The following is a 21,671-nucleotide window of genomic DNA, read 5'->3' on the forward strand; positions in this document are numbered from 1 at the left end:
TACGGATTTTCCTCTGGTTCGTTTTCTTTTACTAACTTAGTTCTAGCAAACGCAACTAATCATACACGAACACGTTACCCTAAACCAATAAACGCTCCGCTCCTATTTTCCCTTACAATAAACTACAATTCTATACATAATCTTATAACATTTCTGTAGCTTTTACGAAAAACCGCATTGCATAGCCATAATCTTTGTTTTACATTTACAAGAAATAACGGGAAGTTGTTATAAAATTAGTTCCTGTTATTCCTTAAAATTGGTATGATATACGGAATTCTGTATATACATACGTTAGCCACATGACATTAGAGATATTACCAAATAAAGGATTTAAATTAAACTCTGATATTTTCAATTGGAGTGAAGAAAGAGAATTTGTTAGACAGAAATTGAAGAATCGACACAAAGATGATGATGAACTTATTGAAATGTCTCAATTCCTTAACGGAGATACAAGCCGCTATATTGACCAAAAAAGAGATATTTATCAAGACATCAACGGAATGAAAAACTATTTCTTTTTAAGTTATAACAAGGATAACCTTCTCCGTGAGTTAGAAGTCCATTGGGGAATTAAAATTTGGATTGAGGTTATTGAAATGGAATTTGAAAAGGATATCAATACTTATTTAAATCTATTGAATTCAAATGGATTTGACTTTAAAGAAATTGAGCAAGGAAATTATTTATTTGAAAAACTAAAAATAACAATTGCAGATTCTGAATCGATAGGTGGAGAGGGAAATGGACTTTCGTATCTCTATTCAGGACAGAGCATTGGACATTTGATTGAAAATTAAAAAAAACAGGGGCTAATAATGGGTATAGCTCATAGCGGTTTACAGCACGCTACGCACCATACCCGAAACGTTACCCAACAACAAAACCACACCCATTGAAATTTAAAATCTTTCTGTCGCTATTCTTCACCCTTGGCTTCTTCTTCTTTAGAAAAGTCGGACCAATACTTACTGGTAAACTAAAAGACTTTCATATCAAAAACAATACTGGACTCGTTGAAAAAGCACCAATCGTTTTTAAAATTTTTAGTCTATTTTTCAAAGGAGCATCAATAATGTGTTTGATTTATATAATCCTAATTTTCACAAATTTCGTAAGCATTCTAATAGCATAAAACCATACCAAATCATTTCCTACGCAACGCCTTCGACCGTACCTTCACTACTTGGTTATACAGCCTTGCTAGTTCATAAATTTGACGATACAATTGTGTATATACTACATTTGAATTCAACACCATAAAAGCTTTAATACGCGCAACCAAGGCACGATAAGCTGCTTTAGTTGCTGTACGCAAACTTGAAAAACTAGGCGTTGCATTGGCCGATATTTCGGAAGCTCGCGCTACATACTGGTTGCCAAACGCTGTATTTACCTCTTGCAATGTGCTCACCCATTCAGACAAATCTAACAGTACCACGGCTTCCTGCAAAATGGTTTCTGATTGCCATTCGGACAACATATGAGTAATATTAGCAGTTTGCGCTTGGTAATTCATACGATTTACTTCCTTTCCATAACTCTGTAGATGAAACAACAATCGCTTTACTGCTTCTTGTTTCGTTGGATTAAAATGATAGCCATGCCCTTTTAGTAAATGCTTGATTCCTACATACAAACTATCGCGCTCAGCATCTAAGCTTTCCAGTACCTCAGCATTCTTTTGAAATTGTTCTGGCTCAAACGCCATTGCTAAAGCTTCTGTACTTACTAGCAATGCCTGCTGTTGTTCAGTAAGTCCTAACAAAGACACATCGGTATTGTTTACCAATTCCAAAACGTTTTTCATAAACTGTAAAAACTCACTATTTCGGTAATCTCTAAACATTGGTTCTTTAAACTTGCTCATATGATGGAATTCTTAGCTTTTTAACTCAAAAGGATATTTTTTTTTGCTGTTTTCTCAATAAAATTACTCAGGGATTACAAACACAATAACGCAATTAACTTCCCTGAACTCAGGAAATGCTCTTGCAACGCTGTAACTAGTTTCCCTGAACTCGGGAAATGCTCCTGCAACTTTGTAACTAGGTTTCCTGAGAAAACAAATCCTAAATATTTTTCTGTTTTATCCTATGAAATACTAAAAAATCAAAGAAACATCCAAGGAATAGTTCATAAGCGTAGTAAATTATGTATAAGCGTTGCATATTTGAGTTAACATAGCGTTCTATACACACCTTCTACTTCTACACTACTAAAAAAATTAGAAACTATTTCTAGAATTCAAATGGCGAAAGCTTTACATTGGAATAGGCGCAATAACCTTAGCATAAAAAGTTTCTCTATATGCAATAAAATGAACAGCTCATCAAGTACATTCAACAATTCAGTACCATAAAATTTTTATTCTTACGATAAAATTGGACTTTTGTAAGTGTCATATATATAGCATTATGAAAAAAAAGATATTTAGAATTGTATTACTCGTAGGAACGCTAATTTCCTTGACATTTGTCCCTTGGATTTTGGTATGGGCATGGATATTACCATTGCCAAATACTGTACAAGAACAAGTAGACGAGGCTATTGGTCATGGGTTTGATGGAATGATTGTATATGTGGACGAAGCTGGAAAACCGCCAGCATTTTATACAAGCGGCTGGAAAAATAGAGAAAATAAAATACCTGCCGACTCAAAATCAATATTCAAAATAGCTAGCATTAGCAAACTATATGCTGCTGTTTCCATTGCAAAACTAGCTAAAGGAAATCACTTATCCTTAGATGATACACTTACTGATTACTTTCCAGAACTTGCGGGCAGAATTGAAAATGCAGAAAACATTACCTTAAAATTGATGGTACAGCATCGTAGTGGTATTCCAAATTTTACAAGCAATCCTGCGTATTGGGAAAATGAACAAGAAAACGGTAAAAAAGCGCTTGAATTTGCGCTCGATTTGCCAGCGAGTTTCAAACCCGACCAAGGCTATGAATATTCAAACACTAATTATTTATTGCTTCGAAAAATCATTGATAAAGTACTAGGCTATAGTCATGAACAATACATCAAAGAACAAATTTTACTCCCTTTAAAACTCAACAATACATTCTTCTCTCTCAGTGAAGTAAATCTGGACGACGTGATGAGTGGATACTATGTTGGAATAGATAAAGATTTTAAGGCTAATGAAAATGGAATGCTAGCTACGGCGGAAGATGTTGGTATATTTCTGCGCGCATTAAACGATGGTTCAGTATTTAAGGAAGGAGAAAAAGAAATCTACTCATCTATTTATAAGTACGAACACGGAGGTTTGGTTCCTGGCTATCAAAGTCTTGCAGAATACCATGAAGACATCGATACGGTTGTAGTACAATTTATAAATACTACAGACTTTAATGGGTATGAATGGAATTTATCTGAAATCATGATCAATCGTATTGTAGAAATCATAAAGAGAACAAAATAACGATGCTGGATTTCGTTATTAGTCATTAAATTTCAACTAAATAAAGCACTAATTAACCCTATAATCTAAATACTTGCCATCAATCAACATTTCATTAGTAGAGATAGTTTCACTTATAGCTACACTACATTGCTTAGTGATTCTCTTTTCTAAGTTTTTTAGAAGTAAAAACAATAAATATTTAGGATATACCTTACTAATAATTGCTATTGTTGGTATTAACAACTGTTTTGGGATATAAGACGAGCGGCATCTACGTTTCTCCTATGCTTGGAATATTTGAAATGATTAGTTGGTATGCAGAACTGAAAAAATATTATTAGCTGTTGAAAATTCAGCCAAATAAAACGAGTTATATGCACTACTATTTATTTGTTTAAAATTCTAAAGCTATACTAAATCTGACAAATTAGGAATTCCATCATACAACAAACTTTATAGCTGTATTTGCTTTAAATATATTCCTAATGCGACATACCTACTAAAATACATCAAATTTGTATTATGAATTGAAAGTTATCACACCCTAGAAAACGAGAATAAATTATATATTTGATACTTTGGCAAGTTCAATATGTAAAAGACAAAAAGCAAAGTGAACAAATTGACACTTCGACTTCGTTCAGTCAAACACAAAATAAATATTGTTCACATTGAGTCTGTCGAAATAGAAAAACCAAGACCTAACATCAAACATCGAAAATCATGCTCCTAGAAATCTGTGCTAACTCGTATGAATCTGCTATAAATGCCGAGAAAGCTGGTGCGCATCGTATAGAACTATGTTCCGAATTAGCCATTGGCGGTATTACACCATCATACGGATTACTCAAAAAAGTAGTTGTCGATTTAAAAATCCCTATTCATGTACTCATTCGCCCAAGAAGTGGTGATTTCACCTATTCACGAGACGAATTTGAGATTATGAAGGAAAACATTCTGTTATGTAAAGAATTAGGTTGCGTAGGTATTGTTTCTGGAGTTTTATTACAAGATCAAACCATAGATCAAGCACGAACAAAAGAACTTATTGAACTCGCAAAGCCGATGTCATTTACGTTTCATCGTGGATTTGATTGGACACCAGATCCTATAGAAGCCGTTTTACAATTAGCCGTTTTGGGTGTAAATCGTGTCTTAACTTCTGGACAAGAAACAAGTGCTGAAAAAGGTATTTTGCTATTGCAAGAATTACAAGAAGTCGCAGAAGGTGAAATCATTATCATGCCAGGTGGTGGAATTAATCCAAAAAATGCACTTTTATTTAAAGAAAGTGGTTTTCAAGAAATTCATTGTTCGGCAACAAGTATTCATCAATCCATCAACAATCCGAAAATTAGTATGAATAGTACTTCCCTATTCAATGAAACTCGAATTGCCATTTCCAATAAAGAAAAAATTAAACAAATATTAGAACGCATCAACTCATGAATATCAGAATAGCAATACTAAGTCTTCTTATAATTACTTCGTGTACAGAAAAAAAACCTGAACGCATTGGTAATAATTCTGTAAAAGTTTTTGAAGATATAAACTTGCATTTTAATATGAGTTTCAAAGAAAATCCAGCAAAAAGCACGAATGGTATTTTACGGTTAGATGCAGGTCGTGTACTCTTAAAAAAAATAAAACTACCAAACTATCAAATACAACCAAAAGCAACTGTATCACTTACCTTAACATCCAATGGTGATCCGTGGGATAAATCAGGTTCCATGTTTATTATACCTAGTACATCAAATTTAACATTGCTTGATTTTGAAGCAGGAACGTTTGATTTAGCTACGTTAAATACAAAATACCCTGTTGTTACAACCTATCAAAAAGATAGTTTACTTCATGAGCCAAACATAGAATTAATCCGTTTTATGACACCTTTTGGAGTGGGACATTTTACAAATGATGAACGCGTAAAAGATAGAAAACCTGTATACATTCCACATTGGGAAAACGAAGTACATTGGTCGCAAGATATAACACATTTATTGCCTTTACTAGAAGATGAAGTTTATATTGGTATTTTTATTGATACATGGACGAAAGAAGGCTATAATATTTCGGCTACAATTGATTTTGAAGAAAGTAAGATTCCAAATCATACAAAAAAACAACAAACCGTAATTCCTTTGGTGAATACGGCTAAATATGCAAGTGGACAAAAATTGTATGATGAGTTCTCACGAAGTGACTTACAAGTTGAATTTGACATATCAGAACCATTTACAAATGCTAAACTATATTATATTACAACGGGACATGGAGGACATTCAGGTGGTGATGAGTTTGTAAAAAAAGAAAATCAAATCTCGCTTGACGGAAAAAGCATTAAAACATTTACACCTTGGCGTGACGATTGTGCTAGTTTCAGACGATTCAATCCAACTTCTGGAACTTGGAAAGCCAATGAATTTTATGACGATGTGGATGATTGTGAAAAAATTGCATCTTCCGACTTATCAAGATCTAATTGGTGTCCGGGAAGTGACATCCAACCAGAAATTATTCCCTTAAACAATCTTTCACAAGGAAAACATACGCTTACAATTTCAATTCCAGAAGCCCAGGAAGCCAAACAAGGCGAAGACAATTACTGGATGGTTTCTTCTTATATCGTATATGACAATGAATAGAATTTTTACACTTTTATTAGCATTACTTATAATAAGCTGTGCTAAAGACGACCGACCAACCGTTTCATCAATTCACCAAAACTGGCAATTCAAACAAAAAGTTGGAGACACCACTTGGCGTTCAGCTTCTGTGCCTGGAAATGTATATTCTGACTTGTTAGCACATGACAAAATTCCTGATCCTTTCTTGGGTTCAAACGAATTGAATGTACAATGGGTTCCTACTAAAGATTGGGAATACAAAACAACTTTCTCGCTTGACGAAGAAACCTTAGAAAAGTCGCATATAGAACTTACGTTTGAAGGCTTGGATACGTATGCAAGTATTTACCTCAACGATTCTTTATTAGGAAAAACAAACAATGCATTTCGCACATGGAAATTTGATATAAAAAAAGCAGCTAAATCAAGTAACTCGTTACGTATTACATTTGAAAAAACAAGTGTAACAGAAGACCCTGAAGCGGAAAAACTCGATTATTTATTACCTCCTGGACCTAGAGTTTTTACACGAAAAGCACAATTTCAATATGGTTGGGATTGGGGACCAATTGTAAATACTTCTGGAATTTGGAAGCCGATCAAAGTTACCTCTTGGAATAATATGAAGTTGGACGATGTTTATTTTAAACAAAAAAAACTAACCGATTCACTTGCTGTTCTGGCAATAGAGTATACAATTTCATCCGATGAAGACATAGAAGAAGCTGCGTTTGAAATAAAGTTTGACAAAACGATACATACCATAAAATCTCCTATAAAAAAAGGAACACATACATATACAACAAATCTTGAAATTAAAAACCCGAAACGTTGGTGGACGTTTAATTTAGGGGAACCGTATTTATATGAGTTTGACATTACACTTAAACAAGGAAAAGATTTAAAAGCGCAGCAAAAAGCAACAATTGGTTTGCGTACTATTGAGTTAATTACAGAGAAAGACGCTAATGGAGAAACATTTTACTTTAAACTCAATGACGTTCCTGTGTTTATGAAAGGTGCCAATTACATTCCACAACACAGTATGCAGGATAAAGTGACAGATGCGCATTATGAAAAATTATTGAATGATGTAGTAAATTCCAATATGAATATGCTCCGCGTTTGGGGTGGCGGAATTTATGAAAATGATATTTTTTATGAGTTATGTGATGAAAAAGGAATTCTTGTTTGGCAAGATTTTATGTTTGCTTGCGCGATGTATCCCGGAGATAACGCATTTCTAGAAAACGTAGAAAAAGAAGCGATCGATCAAGTAAAACGCCTGCGTAATCATGCGTCTATAGGACTTTGGTGTGGAAATAACGAAAACAATGAAGCTTGGCATCGCTGGGGCTGGCAAACAGATAAAACAGAAGTTCAAAAAGAAGAAATATGGAATAGTTACTTAGCAGTATTTGATAGTATTTTACCAAAAACTGTTGAAAAATTAAATCCTGAAATTTCCTACTGGGAAAGTTCACCAAGATTTGGACGTGGAAATCCACAGTCACAATTTGAAGGTGATGCGCACGATTGGGGTGTTTGGCACGATGCTTTACCATTTGAACGTTTTGAAGAAAAAGTACCGCGTTTTATGAGTGAATTCGGATTTCAATCATTTCCGTCATACGAAGCCATTCGTTACTTTACAGGAGAAGACAGTATTGATATCAATCACGATAGTTATATAACTCATCAGAAACATCCTAGAGGTTTTAAATTGATTCGTGAATATATGGAACGTGATTATCCTGTTCCAACATTAGGTGAAGATTATGTATATATGAGCCAATTAACGCAAGCCAAAGGAATGACTATGGGAATGGAAGCACAACGTCGCGCCATGCCGTATTGTATGGGTAGTTTATATTGGCAACTCAATGATTGCTGGCCGGTAGTTTCCTGGTCTAGTATTGATTTTATGGGCAATTGGAAAGCCTTGCATTACAAAGCAAAAAAATCATTTGAAGATGTTTTGATTTCTTCTGTTGTAAAAGATAATATTATCAAAACATATATTGTTTCTGACAAATTAGAACTGTTAAATGGAGAGTTGAATCTTAGCTTCTTAGATTTTGAAGGAAAGACAATTCATGCTAGGAAACAAAAAGTAACTGTTGCCGCAAATGCAAGTACATTGGTTATGCAAACTCCTGTTGCCAACATCAAAGCGAATCCTAATGATTATGTGATGAAAGTAGTTTTCTCTTCAACTTCGGTCAATACAAGCACTTCTGATTCAATAAAAGCTACAGACTTATTCTATGTAGCCAGACCAAAAGATTTGGAATTGCCTGCGCAAGATGTTTCGACAAAAGTTACAAAAATTGAAAACGGGTTCTCTATAGAAGTTTCCGCTAAAACCTTACAAAAAGATGTGTTCATGCATACCAAAGCAAAAGGTCATTTTTCAGATAATTTCTTTGATCTATTGCCAGATGAGACAATTATCATAACTTTTACTACAAAAGCTTCTACTATTGATGATTTAAAGATTAAAACCTTGAATGGAATAAAGTAACTAATTTCAGTTCATTTTCTTTAGGTAAAAAATAAAAAAGCGAACCGGAGTTCGCTTAAATGATAAAATTTTAGCAACCCAAAGTAAAAACGTTGCATTGTATTTGTTGAGTTTCACAAACAATGTGAGAATTTCCAGTTTGAATATTACAAATCTCAGGAATAAATGTAAAACATAAATCTGTAAGTCCTGGAGGCGGTGGTGGTGGCATTCCTCCTTTAGTACGATCAAGTTTAGAAATAGGTGTTTTGTTTAATTTTAAAGATCTAAGATTCTTTTTTTTCATGATTAAATGATTTAAAAGTTAATAAAGAACAATCTTATAAAATTAAAACTTGAACTATTTACGGCAAACCCGTAATTAACATTTAAACAATTAAAAATATTTTTGATGAATATAAAAACTGTGTCGTAATTAAAGTTATTCTGAACTTACTTCCGCATGAAATTTAAAACTTTACACAAAGAACAACTATACTAATATTGACAGGTTTTAGACCTTCTGATAAAGAAGTTTCTATAATTTTTATATCTTTAAAAACAACAACCAATCTAGTATAGAATACATGAAAAAATTATCATATCTCTTCGTTTTATTAATGACTTCCACATTCTTTATTTCTTGCCAACAAACTCAAGAATTAAAAGAACCAGACACTGTTGGAAAGTATGCTTTTGATCTTTTAAAAAAGATTCCCGATATCTCAAAACAAGCATATATGGGTCGTTTATTAACGATTGAACAACTTCGTGATTTTGCAAAAAACGATTCAGAGATTAACGAAAAAACGAAGAATCGAATGACTAAGGTGAGTAAAGAGGATTTTAATGCTGGAATGGAACGTAATTATAATAAAATCAAAAAGAAAGCTATAGAATATGGAATTGTTTGGAATGCTATTGAATACATGGATTACACCTATAAGACCGAAGAAAGAAATGGTATAAAAGGCATTACAGGAGATATGTATTTTAAATATAAAAACGAAACCTACACAATTGAAGTAAATGCGATGAATTTAACTAATGAATTTGCTATTGTAGAAATAGAAAGTCTTCGCAAGGTTGAAAAGCGTGATTATTAGTTTCAATAATTAACATACAAAAAAGGCGCTACTCAACAATATGAATAGTTACCAAATCAAAGAAGAAGGAATCAGTAGTTATGTAAAACGAGAAGTTGCTAAAAAGATGAAAATGATTGCTATTATCATGACTATTCTTTTAATAGCTGCATTTTTATTCTTCTACAGTTACGGAGTTCACAAAATTATCATGCCGCCAATGTTGGCGATACAAGCAGTTGTGTTAATTTTTGTATATCTAATGTCTTTAGTTCAAATGCAAAGTATGGGATTAAAAACTACATTTCGGATTTCTGAGAAAAATGTCAGTGTTTCCCTTGCTAAAGAAAAAATGAGCGTGGTAAGTCAACTTATTATTAATAGGAACGAAGCAAAATACGGAGAAAAGTATGATCAATCTTTTCCTGTACATCAAATTGAAACTACTAAAATAAAAGCAAATGAAATTGTTATTGAAAGCTATGATTATAACTTTTTCACTGGCAATGGAAAAATTACAATTCCCAAAGAAATGGAACAGTTCAATGCTGTAAAAAAGTTTATTTTAACACATAAAGCACAATTTAAAGTCGCTTCTTAAAACATTTCTTTTTCCGTTAAATTTTACTAAAAAAATACACTTCTGCTTTACAAAATCGGTCGATTTCAATATATTTGAGCCGTTAAAATTTTAAATATTACAAATGAAAAAAGTACAATATATCGTATCGTTTTTGATCATTGCAGCTACTCTATTGATATCTTGTCAAAAAAACAAAAGAACAGTTACTGCTGATGAAATTGGCACTTACGCTTTTAATCTATTAAGTAATATAGAAAATACTACTGAACAAGAGTATATAGAGCATTTGTATACATTTGGTGAACTTCGTGCATATGCTAAAAAAAATGCTGACAGCTTGGTTGATGAAATGAAACAAAGCATTGCTGTTATGACCAAAGATAATTATGATGCTAGAAGTAAAAGAGATTTAAAAACACTTAAAAACTCAGGAGCTTCATTTCAAATTGATTGGTCAACTATTGAACCTGTTACCTTTAAATATTGGCCAAGAGCCAAAAATGGCATTCACAGTATTAAAGGAGATTTATACTTTACACACAATCAAGAAAATTATAAAATAATCATTACCGCTTTTGATACAGGAGATGGTTTTATCGTTTCTAAAATTGAAAATTTACAAAAAATAGTTGAAGAAAAATAGGTAGTTATTCTACTGAATCCATTTTGGTGTTTTGTTAGGAACAAAGTTTCGCATGCGTTCTAATAAAACCGAAATATCTGTTTCAATAATTAACATATCAAAGTTTTTCTCTTTAAGTAATCCTTTTTGCATCATGGTTTTCATCAAAGCAATGAGTTCATCATAATATCCACTACTATTTAAAATTGCTACAGGATACGCTATTTGTGCCAATTGTAATGCAGTGATGACTTCAAAGAGTTCTTCCATGGTACCAAATCCGCCAGGAAGTGCTATAAATCCTTCTGAGAGTGCTATCATTTTCATTTTGCGCGCTACCATTGTTTCCGTAATCAACAACTCAGTAAGACCTGTGTGCTCAATTTCTTTGCTTTTTAAAAATTCAGGAATTACTCCAATAACTTTTCCATTGTACTGTAATGCAGCATTGGCAATAGTTCCCATAATACCAACTTGAGCACCACCATATACCAAAGTAATATTTTGCTCAGCTAATGCTTTTCCTAATTCATTAGCATCTGCTATAATTTTTTCATCATTTCCTAAACTACTTGCACAATATACTGCGATACTTTTCATTGTTTTGGTTTTTGGATTATCTGTATTTCTGGGCTTTATTCTTTATTCTTTATTCTTTATTCTTTATTCTTTATTCTTTATTCAAAAAACACATTTCGTCATTCGGTCTACGCCAAAAATATCTTTTTTTAGTTTAATGTTTTGAAACTTTTTTTCTTGTAACAAATCAACCATTTCTTTACCTAAATATTGATTGATTTCAAAAAATAGACTTCCGTTTGGTCGTAAATTCGTTTTCGCGAGATTAGCTATTGTATCGTAAAATATTAACGGATTGTTATCTTCTACGAATAATGCTGAATTGGGCTCAAATTCCAATACATTTTTGCGCATCATTTCTTTTTCCAAGTTTCGCACGTATGGTGGATTGGACACTATGATATCAAATAATTCAGTGTTTTCTTGATCTAAGTTTAAACTTTCAACATTCAACACATCTGCTTGTATGAATTGAACTTCAACTTCATTGATTTCCGCATTCTTCTTTGCCATTTTTAACGCTTCCACAGAAATATCAATCGCAGAAATTATTGCATTTGGCAAGTTTTTCTTTAGAGCAATCGGAATACAGCCACTTCCCGTTCCAATATCTAAAATTCGAAGATTTTCTGTAGTCAAATCACTTTTTACAGTATCTAAAATCCACTGTACCAACTCTTCTGTTTCTGGTCGTGGAATCAACGTGTGTTCATTTACACAAAATTCCAAACCAAAAAAATGTGCTTTTCCTAAAATATGCTGAATTGGTTTTTCGAGTTTCAATTCGCTCAATGCAGCAAACAAAGGAGTTTCCTGTTCTTTCGTAATTACATACTCAGGATCTAACGCAAGTGCAAAACGTTCCAAACCAAAAAAAGCTTCCGTCAACATAAAGAAAAAGCTATTTACTTCCTCTTTTCCGTAAACAGGATCTAATTCTTTGTGAAATATATTTTGTATATCTTTTAATCTCAATGTTTTGTTTTTTTAGTTTTGGTTCTTAACAAGTATCTCTTATTTCTATTTGAAATACTTTAAAAACATCTAAAAGTAGAGTGATCTAATATCTATGACTTCAATTCCTTTAACATCCAAACATCACAAGAATAATGTCCTGTACTACCCAAAGGTTTGTCTAAATGCTTGAATCCGAATAGTTCGTATATATGAATAGCTGCTTTGAATTTTGGTGACGATTCTAAATAACATTGGCTATATCCAAAGTCTTTTGCAACTTCTAAACATTTGGCAAATAATAACTTTCCGTAACCTTTACCACGGGTTTTTGGTAAAAAATACATTTTCTGTAATTCGCACACATTACTTTTATTATCGCGCAATTGTTTAATTCCGGCACCACCAACCACTTCTCCATCTTCTTCTACAACAAAATATATTTCGCGTTCGCCTTGATAGGCTTCAAACATTGCGTCCGTTTCAGGATCTTCATATGCTGTTCCTACTTTTGGCATTCCAAACTCAGTAATTGCCAATCGGATGCAAATTGCCATCGCTGCATTGTCTTGTGGTTGTATCTTTCTAATAATCATCAAGAAATAATTTTTATGTCATGTTTTGCTAATAGTCCGTGAATTTCTGCACGGGAAAATTTCGCATTTTTTAATTGATTTATTGTTGGGTCAATTGTGTAATTGTACGCAGAACTCAGGTCTGCTTTTTCCAAATTTGTATTTCTAAAAATAGTGGCGGTCAAATCACAATTATCAAATATAGAATTTTCTAAATTTGTATCTGTAAAATCTACACTTTTCAAATTAGACTTTCTAAAAGCTGTTTTCTTAATTTTTAATTCGGCAAACGAAGCCAATTCTAACATACAATCTTGAAAAGTTACTGAAAACAGAAAATCATTACATTCACTAAAATTAACACCTAACAGCTTACAATTTATAAAATTGACCTCATTAAAAGATGTACTTTTTATTTTTGCATTTGTCATTTCACAGGTATCAAATGTGCATTCTAAAAATACCCTTGCGTCTAAATACACATTTTCAAACTTGCAATTGACAAACGTACAATTATCATATTCTCCTCTTGGGAACGTTTGTTGTGTATAATCGATTTTTGTAAATGTTTGATCTTGATAGAATTCTTGACTCATTTTGTATACGCTTCAGATAGAAATTATGTAGTTTTGCGATGCCGTGAAGATACTAAATTTGATTGGTTGTCCTCGTTGTTTGTTATTCGTTTTTATGAAAACAAATTTCGTTAGGTCAAACTTATTCAGTTTCACATAACAGTAAGATTAAATCCATTATTTAAAAATGAAAAAACTCGTCTTTATTCCATTAATACTACTAATCGTAAGTTGTTCTGTAAAAGAAAAACCATTATTTGTAAAAGTTGATAATATTGAAGTTATAAACGCTACACTTGATATTATTGAACTAGAAGCAGATGCGTATTTTATTAATAAAAATGATGTTGGAGGAACACTAGAGAGCAAAGGAATTGAAGTTTTTGTAAACGATGTTTCTATAGCGCATGTGAGTTCAGAATCGTTTAAAGTTCCTGCAAGAGAAGAGTTTTCAATTCCATTAAAAGTCGTTATTCCCACCAAAGAAGTATTGGAAAAGAATAAAAATGGTCTTTTGGGAGGAATTTTAAGTAGTATTCTTGATCAGAAAATGAAAATTCAATACAAAGGAACTATTACATATAGTACGCTTGGATTTTCATATGATTATGAAATAGATAGAACTGAAGACGTTAAAATAAAAATGTAGTGCAACACACTCACGAAATATACATGCAACGTTGTTTGCAATTGGCTGCAAATGGTTTACAAGCCGCTATGCCTAATCCATCGGTTGGCGCAGTAATTGTTCATAATAATCAAATTATTGGTGAAGGATATACTAGTGCTTATGGTGGAAATCATGCAGAAGTGAACGCAGTGCATTCTGTAAAAGACAAATCGTTATTGAAATATGCTACTATTTATGTTTCTTTAGAACCGTGTAGTCATTATGGAAAAACGCCGCCTTGTAGCGATTTAATCATCAAGCATCAAATTCCGAAAGTTGTTATCGGAACTATTGATCCATTTGCAAAAGTAGCCGGAAAAGGTATTGCAAGACTTCAAAATGCTGGTTGTGAAGTAATTTTAAATATACTGAAAGAGGAATGCATCGCTTCAAATAAACGCTTTTTCACTTATCATCAACACAAGCGTCCGTATATTGTTTTAAAATGGGCAGAAACGCAAGATGGTTTTATTGATAAGATTCGAAAAGAAAATGATCCTGTACAACCAAATTGGATTACGAATAAATTTTCACGCCAATTAGTACACAAATATCGCAGTGAAGAAGCTGCCATTTTAGTGGGAACTAATACTGCCATTACAGACAATCCAAAACTAAACACACGCGATTGGCATGGAAAAAACCCTGTACGAATTGTGTTAGACAAATCATTACGAGTTCCATCAAACTATTCATTGTTTGATCAAACTATCAAAACGATTGTCATTACTGCGCAACAAAAAGAGAATCAAGAAAATCTATTTTTTGAAACAATTGATTTCTCTAAGAATATTGCACAACAAATCTGCGATGTTTTGTTTCAACATGAATTACAATCCGTACTTATTGAAGGTGGAAAACAAACTCTGCAAACTTTTATCGATGATGATTTATGGGATGAAGCACGAGTTTTCAAAGGAAGTGTTTTATTTCAACAAGGAATTAAAGCACCTATATTAAAAGGAAAACGAGTAAGTTCCGTAACTATTTTAAACAATTCATTAGACATTTACACCAATGATTAAAAATATAATTTTCGATTACGGGGATATTTTCATCAACCTAGATAAACCAGCAACTGCGCGCGAATTAAACAAATTGGGGATTACTGATTTTACACCAGAAATGGTTGAAAAAAATCAAGCGTATGAAAAAGGATTGATCAGTACAGAAACATTTGTCAATTTTTACCATGAACAATTTTCACACACAAGCAAAGAAGCTTTAGTTGATGCTTGGAATGCTATTTTGTTAGATTGTCCAAAACATCGTTTAGAATTTATCAAACAATTAGCAAAAGACAAAAAATATCGTTTGTTATTATTAAGTAATACTAATGACTTGCATATTTCGTGGATTCAACAAGATTGGGGAATGGAATTGTACAACGAATTCAAAGACTGTTTTGAACAATTCTATTTATCTCATGAAATTCATTTAAGAAAGCCTAGTGCAGATATTTATGAATTTGTCTTGCAAGAAAATGACTTAAAAGCAGAAGAAACTTTGTTTATTGACGATACAAAAGAAAATACAGATTCGGCGGCAACCCTAGGAATTCACGTTTGGAATTTAATTCCTGGTGAAGAAGATGTTGTTGACTTATTTACACATAAAAAATCATTATTTTGATTTACCTCATCTTAAGTATTTGCATTTCTAGTTCGTTATTTGTGACGTTCAAACTATTTGACAAATATCAAGTAAATACATTTCAAGCAATTGTAATCAACTATTTAGTAGCATTTCTACTAGGTTTTTTCTTTTATGGAAACGGAATTACATTTTCAGAAATGACACAACGTTCTTGGATGTTTGGCGCTGTTATTTTAGGAATTCTCTTTATTGCAATATTTATATTAATGGCACTCACCGCACAACGAAATGGACTCTCTGTGGCTTCCGTAGCCGGAAAAATGTCAGTGGTAGTTCCAGTAATTTTTGCAGTAATTGTTTACAAAGAACATTTGAGTCTGTTGAAAATAGCTGGAATTATTCTAGCATTGTTAGCGGTCTATCTAACAACTATAAAAGAAGGAACTAAATCCTTTGATCGTAAAAACTTACTCTTTCCTGCCTTATTATTTATAGGTTCTGGAGTTATAGATACAACGATAAAATATATAGAAACCAAATATGTAGCTGATGGCGAAACATCTATATTTTCTGCGGCAATTTTTTTATGTGCTTTTGTTATTGGAATTATAGTTTTAACGCTTCGTCGCGATTTTAAGATTACAGGAAAAACAATTTTAGGTGGAATTGCACTTGGAATACCGAACTTCTACTCTATTGTTTTTTTATTAAAAGCGCTTAGACCAGATCAAATAGGTGATAGTTCAACAGTTTTTCCAATTAATAATGTAGCAATTGTGATGCTAACCACTATTTTTGGAATTATCTTGTTTAAAGAAAAACTTAGTATAAAAAATTGGATTGGAATCGCCATTGCAATTATAAGTATTTCCATAATTGCTGTTTCGGCGTAAAAGCTATTAAATGATTATTTAATAAAAGAGTTAACCATGAAAACGTCTATAAAATTACCATTAAATTGTTCTGCTGAATACGTTGAAGAATTCTTATCCAAGGAAGAATCTGAAAGCCTATACACACAATTGATCTCTGAATATAAGATAGCAAAACAATCAATGAAGATTACTGTAGATAACAATGTGATAGATACAGATATCTGTAAAATTATGTTTCTGGATAAAGATTTATACGACAAAAATAAATTTCCAGAACAGGTATGGGGAAAAACAGCAATTTGGTCAAATGAATTAAAGAAAGTAAAGCAAAAAGTAGAAGCATTTACGGATATAAACTTTAGTGTTTGCGTTTGTATTTACTATTCAGATGGAACTTCGGGTGTAACATATCATTCAGATCATTCTGCGTTTGGAGATACAACCATAATACCTTCTATAAGTATTGGAGAAGAACGAATGTTTTATTTAAGAGAAAAAGAAAGTCAAAAAGTACATGATATTTTATTAAAAGAAGGTAGCATGCTTATCATGGGAGAAAATTGTCAAGAACGTTACGAACACAGTTTACCAATTAATCCATCATATAAAAAAGGAAGAATCAACCTAACTTTTAGACAATATGGATTTAAGAGTTAAAATTCTTTATATTGATGTATTTACAAATACTTATTACAACATAAATTCTTAAATATTGGAAATAAAAGACACCTATAAAACCATTGATATTCCTTCGGAAGAAACATTATTCAAAGATAGAAATAGTAAATTTTTCGGTTATGCTTTTCCTGTTGCCAATGAAGATGATATCAAAGCACATTTAGAAGCCTTGAAAAAAAGTCATCATTCTGCACGACATTGGTGTTATGCTTGGCAATTAGGGAAAACAGAACCGTTTCGTTTTAGAGCGAATGATGATGGCGAACCTTCTAACAGTGCAGGAATGCCAATTTATGGGCAAATTCAATCGTTTGATGTTACCAATATTTTAATTGTTGTGGTTCGTTATTTCGGTGGAACTAAATTAGGTGTTGGCGGGTTAATTAACGCGTATCGTACAGGTGCACAATTGGCGTTGGAAGCTTCTGAAATTCTAGAAAAAACGATTAATACGGATTACTTGCTCATTTTTGATTATAAAAACATGAACAAAGTCATGCGTGTGGTAAAAGAGCGAAACTTAAACATTATTGCACAAAAACTAGAAATGGATTGTAGAATTACCATTTCTGTTCGTCAAAAAGATGCACAACAGATTTTTGAGTTGTTTACGAATTTGTATGAAATTCAGATTAAGGAAGTGGAGTAAATTGAATTGATGAATCTTAATCAAAATAATCCAAAATCTCAATATTTTTTATTTACTTATCTAATTAGATTTATTACCGTATCAAGATTAGAATAGCCTACACAAACTTGAAACAAGTTTTCTTTAGTTACTTCTTGGCTGCATTCTTTCTTCTTAAAGTTTTCTATACTTTTCATTTTTTAAATAATTTAATAATTAATACTATTTAAATGTACGTTTTTTTGGTTGTTTGAGAGTTTTCATAAAATTTAGAATGAGTTTTAATCACATCCGCCACAGCCACTACAACCGCTATCCCAAGAAGAACAGCTTGATGCGTCAAATTCTGTATCGAAAGAATCCATTGTACTATCAAAATGAGAATCAAAAGAGTCACCTTCTTCAAAATCGAAATCAAACAAAGTTCCATCTTCAAAAAAGTCTAAATAAAAATACCAATCATCTCCAGAAGCATAACTATCTGAAATTAGTGACCTCTTTTGATTTAATAACTCTTCATCAATCTTCTTAAGCAGTTCAAAATCTAAATTTTGCAATAAAAATATATTTCCCCCAATATTCAATAATAATTCTAATGCCTTTTCTTTATCATTATGCAATAAATCATTAATCTTATTATTGGCTTCTTGTAAATATGTAGTTATTTCTTCTTTAACTTTTTTTCCTTTATCCGTTAATCGAGTCAATCTAAATAAATGTACAAAAAAGGATTGATTGAAGTAACTCTTCATTTGTTTATTACTTCTTACACTTTCTCTATAGCTCTTTTTTCCACCAGAAGCATCATATATAATTTTCACAAAATGATTAAATAACACCTGAATAGAAGTATCTTCCCTAAAAGGATTCAAGAAAATTGCCTCATGGTTCTTTGGTGTATATTTTTCGAAATTTTTACCTAATTCAATATAAGTATACATTCGAATATCATCCATTGGATGCGTTTTTTTTCCAATTTCAACTACTTTAATGACTTTCTTCAATAATAGGTCCAAGAAAGTATATTTTATCAAAGTCTTCAATTCCGCATTACTACCCAATTGTATAAGAACTGTTTCCGCGGGCGTTATTTTTGAGAGTAGTTTCATTATTTTTTGAATAATAATTTTGGGAGTATCCAGTTTTTATGCCTGTTCACACGAGTGAAATGAATTTCTTTAAATCGTGTATCAACATCGACCCAAATATCATTAGGCGGTTTTTTAGAAAAGATAGATTCATAAAATTCCAGAGTTTTCAAATATTGCTCTTTAAATAGCGACTTCTCTTCTGAACCTTTCGTAGGTCCATGATGAATATCTTTATGCATTGTATGCTTACAGAAATCAATCCAATAAGATTGGGTATATAATAAATGAAGATGCCAAACTTGATCTATTTGGTCTGATGGTGTTAATGGAAAATCTGAAATTACAATTAGAAAAAGAAACCTTTTATATTCATAAACTGCTCTTAAAGAATATTCCAAAGACCAATCATTTTCTCTGGCTAGTCTATCCGTAAAAGTAAAAGAAGAATCTAGATCATCGATTTCAAAATTTCGAATTTTATCCCATAATATAACTTGTCTTTCAGTCATGCATAAAATTTATATCAACTGTTTGACTAATTATTATCAAAAATGTTACTAATTAAAAGTCAATCGTCGATAATTTTTCGATTAAATGTGCAGGACATTTCATAGGTCTTTTAGTATTCATATTAATAAATGCCAAAACGGTGTTTCCTTGTGTAATAATTTCCTTACTTTCGTTTAAAATTTCGTATTCAAATTCGATCTTAACAGATGGTAATTTTTTGAGTGTTGTTCTAACTGTCAGTACATCATCATAATAAGCCGATTTTTTATAATTAATCTGAATAGAGATAACAGGCAGCATCACTCCTGCGGCTTCCATTTCTTTATATGAAATACCCAAAGCACGTAACCACTCTGTTCTACCCATTTCTATGAATTGCACATAGTTAGCGTGATATACAACGCCCATTTGATCAGTTTCGCCATAGCGAATTCTTGTTTTTATTTCGTGACTTCTCAAAGTTTTTATATATATTTTAATATGTTAACGAATTGTAAAGAAATTGTTCCCAAGCATGCGAAAAAAATTTAAGAAATTCAATAGCGTACTAATTTTTTTTTCACTTTTTTTTTCACATATTTGTTCACGCTAAAAAATAGAAGGAGAAAACCCCGAATTTTCTTTTTTCTCTAACCTAAAAAATAACAATTTAACAGTAATAAATGAGTGTAACTGCGCAATCAGTATGGGATAACTGTCTGTCTTTCATAAAGGACAACATTCAACCACAAGCATACAAGACTTGGTTTGAGCCTATAAAGCCTGTAAAGTTAACAAATAAAGCATTAAGCATTCAAGTTCCAAGTAAGTTTTTTTACGAATGGCTTGAAGAGCATTATGTAAAATTACTGAAGGTTGCTTTAGTAAAAGAGTTAGGCAACACAGCTCGTTTGGTATACATTATTAAAATGGAAAACACGTATGGCAATAAAAAACCATTTACGGAAAAAATTCCAAGTGCAAATCGCAGTAATGTAAAAGCGCAAGAAATTGATGTTCCTATTAAAAATAAAAGTCCCGAACTAAAAAATCCTTTTATCATTCCTGGTATTAGAAATGTAAAGATTGAATCTCAGTTAAATCCAAACTATAATTTCGATAATTTCCTTGAAGGTGATTCAAATCGTTTAGCTCGTTCTGCAGGAATGGCAGTTGCTAATAAACCAGGAGGAACTTCTTTCAATCCATTATTAATTTTTGGTGGTGTTGGACTTGGAAAAACACATATTGCACATGCAATTGGTGTTGAAATTAAAGATAAATATCCTGAAAAAACTGTTTTGTATATTTCTGCTGAGAAATTTACACAACAATATATAGAATCTGTAAAGAAGAATACTCGTAATGATTTCATTCACTTCTATCAATTAATAGATGTGTTAATTATTGATGATGTACAATTCTTCTCTGGGAAATCAGGTACACAAGATGTATTTTTCCACATCTTCAATCACTTACACCAAAATGGGAAGCAAGTGATTTTAACTTCTGATAAAGCACCTGTAGACATGCAAGATATTGAGCAACGCTTATTATCTCGTTTCAAATGGGGACTTTCTGCAGAATTACAAACACCTGATTTTGAAACACGTGTTTCTATCGTAAAAAACAAACTGTATCGTGATGGTGTTGAAATGCCTGATGATATTGTTGAATATGTTGCTAAAAACATCAAATCGAATGTTCGTGAACTCGAAGGCGCTATTATTTCACTAATTGCACAATCATCTTTCAATAAAAAAGAAGTAACGATTGAGTTAGCGAAACAAGTAGTTGAGAAGTTTGTAAAAAATACGAAACGAGAAGTTTCTATCGATTACATTCAGAAAGTAGTTTCAGATTACTTCCAAATGGATGTTTCTACTCTACAATCAAAAACACGTAAACGTCATATAGTACAAGCAAGACAGTTAGCAATGTTTTTTGCAAAGAAATTCACAAAAGCATCATTAGCTAGTATTGGTTCGCAAATTGGAAAACGTGATCATGCAACCGTATTACATGCTTGTAAAACTGTTGACAATTTATCATCTACAGATAAGCAGTTTAGAAAATACGTAGAAGATTTAACCAAGAAGCTTTCGTTATAATCCAT

Annotated in this window: 24 protein-coding genes; 15 read left to right on the plus strand and 9 right to left on the minus strand. The window is 32.1% G+C overall.

Annotation, left to right across the window (positions count from 1 at the left end):
• Positions 1-302 precede the first annotated feature (302 nt).
• Positions 303-803, plus strand: coding sequence for a hypothetical protein (locus Q0828_RS23930; RefSeq protein ID WP_298427807.1), 501 nt, complete (start codon positions 303-305; stop codon positions 801-803).
• Between the two features lie 347 nt (positions 804-1,150).
• Here the strand turns inward: Q0828_RS23930 and Q0828_RS23935 are convergent, their stop codons facing one another.
• Positions 1,151-1,873: a DUF6261 family protein gene (locus Q0828_RS23935; RefSeq protein ID WP_298427809.1), complete on the minus strand. Its 723-nt coding sequence runs from the start codon at positions 1,871-1,873 to the stop codon at positions 1,151-1,153.
• Positions 1,874-2,420: 547 nt separating this feature from the next.
• On the opposite strand from Q0828_RS23935, the gene Q0828_RS23940 reads away from it, so the two are divergent.
• From Q0828_RS23940 to Q0828_RS23955, 4 genes are all read left to right on the plus strand, one after another.
• Positions 2,421-3,440, plus strand: coding sequence for a serine hydrolase domain-containing protein (locus Q0828_RS23940; RefSeq protein WP_298427811.1), 1,020 nt, complete (start codon positions 2,421-2,423; stop codon positions 3,438-3,440).
• Positions 3,441-4,145: 705 nt separating this feature from the next.
• Complete coding sequence (locus Q0828_RS23945; RefSeq protein ID WP_298427814.1) at positions 4,146-4,871, plus strand: copper homeostasis protein CutC; 726 nt, start codon at positions 4,146-4,148, stop codon at positions 4,869-4,871.
• Positions 4,868-6,070, plus strand: a complete 1,203-nt coding sequence (locus tag Q0828_RS23950; RefSeq protein WP_298427816.1) for a PNGase F N-terminal domain-containing protein — start codon at positions 4,868-4,870, stop codon at positions 6,068-6,070. Before Q0828_RS23945 ends, Q0828_RS23950 begins: the two co-directional genes overlap by 4 nt.
• Positions 6,063-8,576, plus strand: a complete 2,514-nt coding sequence (locus Q0828_RS23955) for a glycoside hydrolase family 2 protein (RefSeq protein WP_298427818.1) — start codon at positions 6,063-6,065, stop codon at positions 8,574-8,576. The genes Q0828_RS23950 and Q0828_RS23955 overlap by 8 nt, the downstream gene beginning before the upstream one ends.
• Positions 8,577-8,646: 70 nt before the next feature.
• Here the strand turns inward: Q0828_RS23955 and Q0828_RS23960 are convergent, their stop codons facing one another.
• Positions 8,647-8,862 carry a hypothetical protein gene (locus Q0828_RS23960; RefSeq protein WP_298427820.1) on the minus strand — a complete coding sequence of 72 codons (216 nt, stop codon included), beginning with the start codon at positions 8,860-8,862 and terminating at the stop codon, positions 8,647-8,649.
• Between the two features lie 280 nt (positions 8,863-9,142).
• Here Q0828_RS23960 and Q0828_RS23965 point away from each other — a divergent pair, with 280 nt between their 5' ends.
• The 3 genes from Q0828_RS23965 (at position 9,143) to Q0828_RS23975 (ending at position 10,866) form a co-directional block, all read left to right on the plus strand.
• Complete coding sequence (locus Q0828_RS23965; RefSeq protein ID WP_298427822.1) at positions 9,143-9,661, plus strand: hypothetical protein; 519 nt, start codon at positions 9,143-9,145, stop codon at positions 9,659-9,661.
• A 40-nt stretch (positions 9,662-9,701) separates the two neighbouring features.
• A complete protein-coding gene (locus Q0828_RS23970) occupies positions 9,702-10,241 on the plus strand; it encodes a hypothetical protein (protein WP_298427825.1) in 540 nt (179 codons plus the stop codon).
• Positions 10,242-10,344: 103 nt separating this feature from the next.
• Positions 10,345-10,866 carry a hypothetical protein gene (locus Q0828_RS23975; RefSeq protein WP_298427827.1) on the plus strand — a complete coding sequence of 174 codons (522 nt, stop codon included), beginning with the start codon at positions 10,345-10,347 and terminating at the stop codon, positions 10,864-10,866.
• Between the two features lie 9 nt (positions 10,867-10,875).
• Here the strand turns inward: Q0828_RS23975 and Q0828_RS23980 are convergent, their stop codons facing one another.
• From Q0828_RS23980 to Q0828_RS23995, 4 genes are all read right to left on the minus strand, one after another.
• A complete protein-coding gene (locus Q0828_RS23980) occupies positions 10,876-11,445 on the minus strand; it encodes a TIGR00730 family Rossman fold protein (RefSeq protein ID WP_298427828.1) in 570 nt (189 codons plus the stop codon).
• An 81-nt stretch (positions 11,446-11,526) separates the two neighbouring features.
• The gene (gene prmC, locus Q0828_RS23985; protein ID WP_298427831.1) at positions 11,527-12,399 is read right to left on the minus strand and encodes a peptide chain release factor N(5)-glutamine methyltransferase; all 873 of its coding nucleotides are present in this window, start codon (positions 12,397-12,399) and stop codon (positions 11,527-11,529) included.
• Positions 12,400-12,491: 92 nt separating this feature from the next.
• Positions 12,492-12,974, minus strand: coding sequence for a GNAT family N-acetyltransferase (locus tag Q0828_RS23990; protein WP_298427833.1), 483 nt, complete (start codon positions 12,972-12,974; stop codon positions 12,492-12,494).
• On the minus strand, positions 12,974-13,549 hold the full coding sequence (locus Q0828_RS23995; protein ID WP_298427835.1) for a pentapeptide repeat-containing protein: 576 nt from the start codon (positions 13,547-13,549) through the stop codon (positions 12,974-12,976). The genes Q0828_RS23990 and Q0828_RS23995 overlap by 1 nt, the downstream gene beginning before the upstream one ends.
• Before the next feature lie 166 nt (positions 13,550-13,715).
• Here Q0828_RS23995 and Q0828_RS24000 point away from each other — a divergent pair, with 166 nt between their 5' ends.
• Genes Q0828_RS24000 through Q0828_RS24025 form a run of 6 tightly spaced genes read left to right on the plus strand, consistent with a single transcriptional unit; the run spans position 13,716 to position 17,996 of the window.
• Positions 13,716-14,177, plus strand: a complete 462-nt coding sequence (locus tag Q0828_RS24000; protein WP_298427837.1) for an LEA type 2 family protein — start codon at positions 13,716-13,718, stop codon at positions 14,175-14,177.
• The gene (ribD, locus tag Q0828_RS24005) at positions 14,177-15,223 is read left to right on the plus strand and encodes a bifunctional diaminohydroxyphosphoribosylaminopyrimidine deaminase/5-amino-6-(5-phosphoribosylamino)uracil reductase RibD (RefSeq protein WP_298427838.1); all 1,047 of its coding nucleotides are present in this window, start codon (positions 14,177-14,179) and stop codon (positions 15,221-15,223) included. The genes Q0828_RS24000 and ribD overlap by 1 nt, the downstream gene beginning before the upstream one ends.
• Positions 15,216-15,830: an HAD-IA family hydrolase gene (locus Q0828_RS24010; protein ID WP_298427840.1), complete on the plus strand. Its 615-nt coding sequence runs from the start codon at positions 15,216-15,218 to the stop codon at positions 15,828-15,830. The genes ribD and Q0828_RS24010 overlap by 8 nt, the downstream gene beginning before the upstream one ends.
• Positions 15,827-16,687, plus strand: a complete 861-nt coding sequence (locus tag Q0828_RS24015; protein WP_298427842.1) for a DMT family transporter — start codon at positions 15,827-15,829, stop codon at positions 16,685-16,687. The genes Q0828_RS24010 and Q0828_RS24015 overlap by 4 nt, the downstream gene beginning before the upstream one ends.
• Positions 16,688-16,723: 36 nt before the next feature.
• Positions 16,724-17,326, plus strand: a complete 603-nt coding sequence (locus Q0828_RS24020) for an alpha-ketoglutarate-dependent dioxygenase AlkB (RefSeq protein WP_298427844.1) — start codon at positions 16,724-16,726, stop codon at positions 17,324-17,326.
• A 55-nt stretch (positions 17,327-17,381) separates the two neighbouring features.
• Positions 17,382-17,996 (plus strand): YigZ family protein, encoded by a 615-nt coding sequence (locus Q0828_RS24025; protein WP_298427846.1) that lies wholly within the window; start codon positions 17,382-17,384, stop codon positions 17,994-17,996.
• 260 nt (positions 17,997-18,256) lie between these two features.
• On the opposite strand, the gene Q0828_RS24030 is transcribed toward Q0828_RS24025, so the two are convergent.
• The 3 genes from Q0828_RS24030 to Q0828_RS24040 all read right to left on the minus strand — a co-directional run bounded on the left by Q0828_RS24030 (position 18,257) and on the right by Q0828_RS24040 (position 20,035).
• Entirely contained in the window at positions 18,257-18,991 is a 735-nt protein-coding gene (locus Q0828_RS24030) for a hypothetical protein (RefSeq protein ID WP_298427848.1), read from the minus strand.
• A 92-nt stretch (positions 18,992-19,083) separates the two neighbouring features.
• Complete coding sequence (locus Q0828_RS24035; RefSeq protein ID WP_298427850.1) at positions 19,084-19,575, minus strand: hypothetical protein; 492 nt, start codon at positions 19,573-19,575, stop codon at positions 19,084-19,086.
• A gap of 52 nt (positions 19,576-19,627) precedes the next feature.
• Positions 19,628-20,035 carry a thioesterase family protein gene (locus Q0828_RS24040; protein ID WP_298427853.1) on the minus strand — a complete coding sequence of 136 codons (408 nt, stop codon included), beginning with the start codon at positions 20,033-20,035 and terminating at the stop codon, positions 19,628-19,630.
• 203 nt (positions 20,036-20,238) lie between these two features.
• Between Q0828_RS24040 and dnaA the strand changes: the two genes are divergently transcribed.
• Positions 20,239-21,666, plus strand: a complete 1,428-nt coding sequence (gene dnaA / locus Q0828_RS24045; protein ID WP_046758841.1) for a chromosomal replication initiator protein DnaA — start codon at positions 20,239-20,241, stop codon at positions 21,664-21,666.
• Positions 21,667-21,671 lie beyond the last annotated feature (5 nt).

The organism is uncultured Kordia sp. (assembly GCF_947496985.1).
GTDB lineage: Bacteria > Bacteroidota > Bacteroidia > Flavobacteriales > Flavobacteriaceae > Kordia.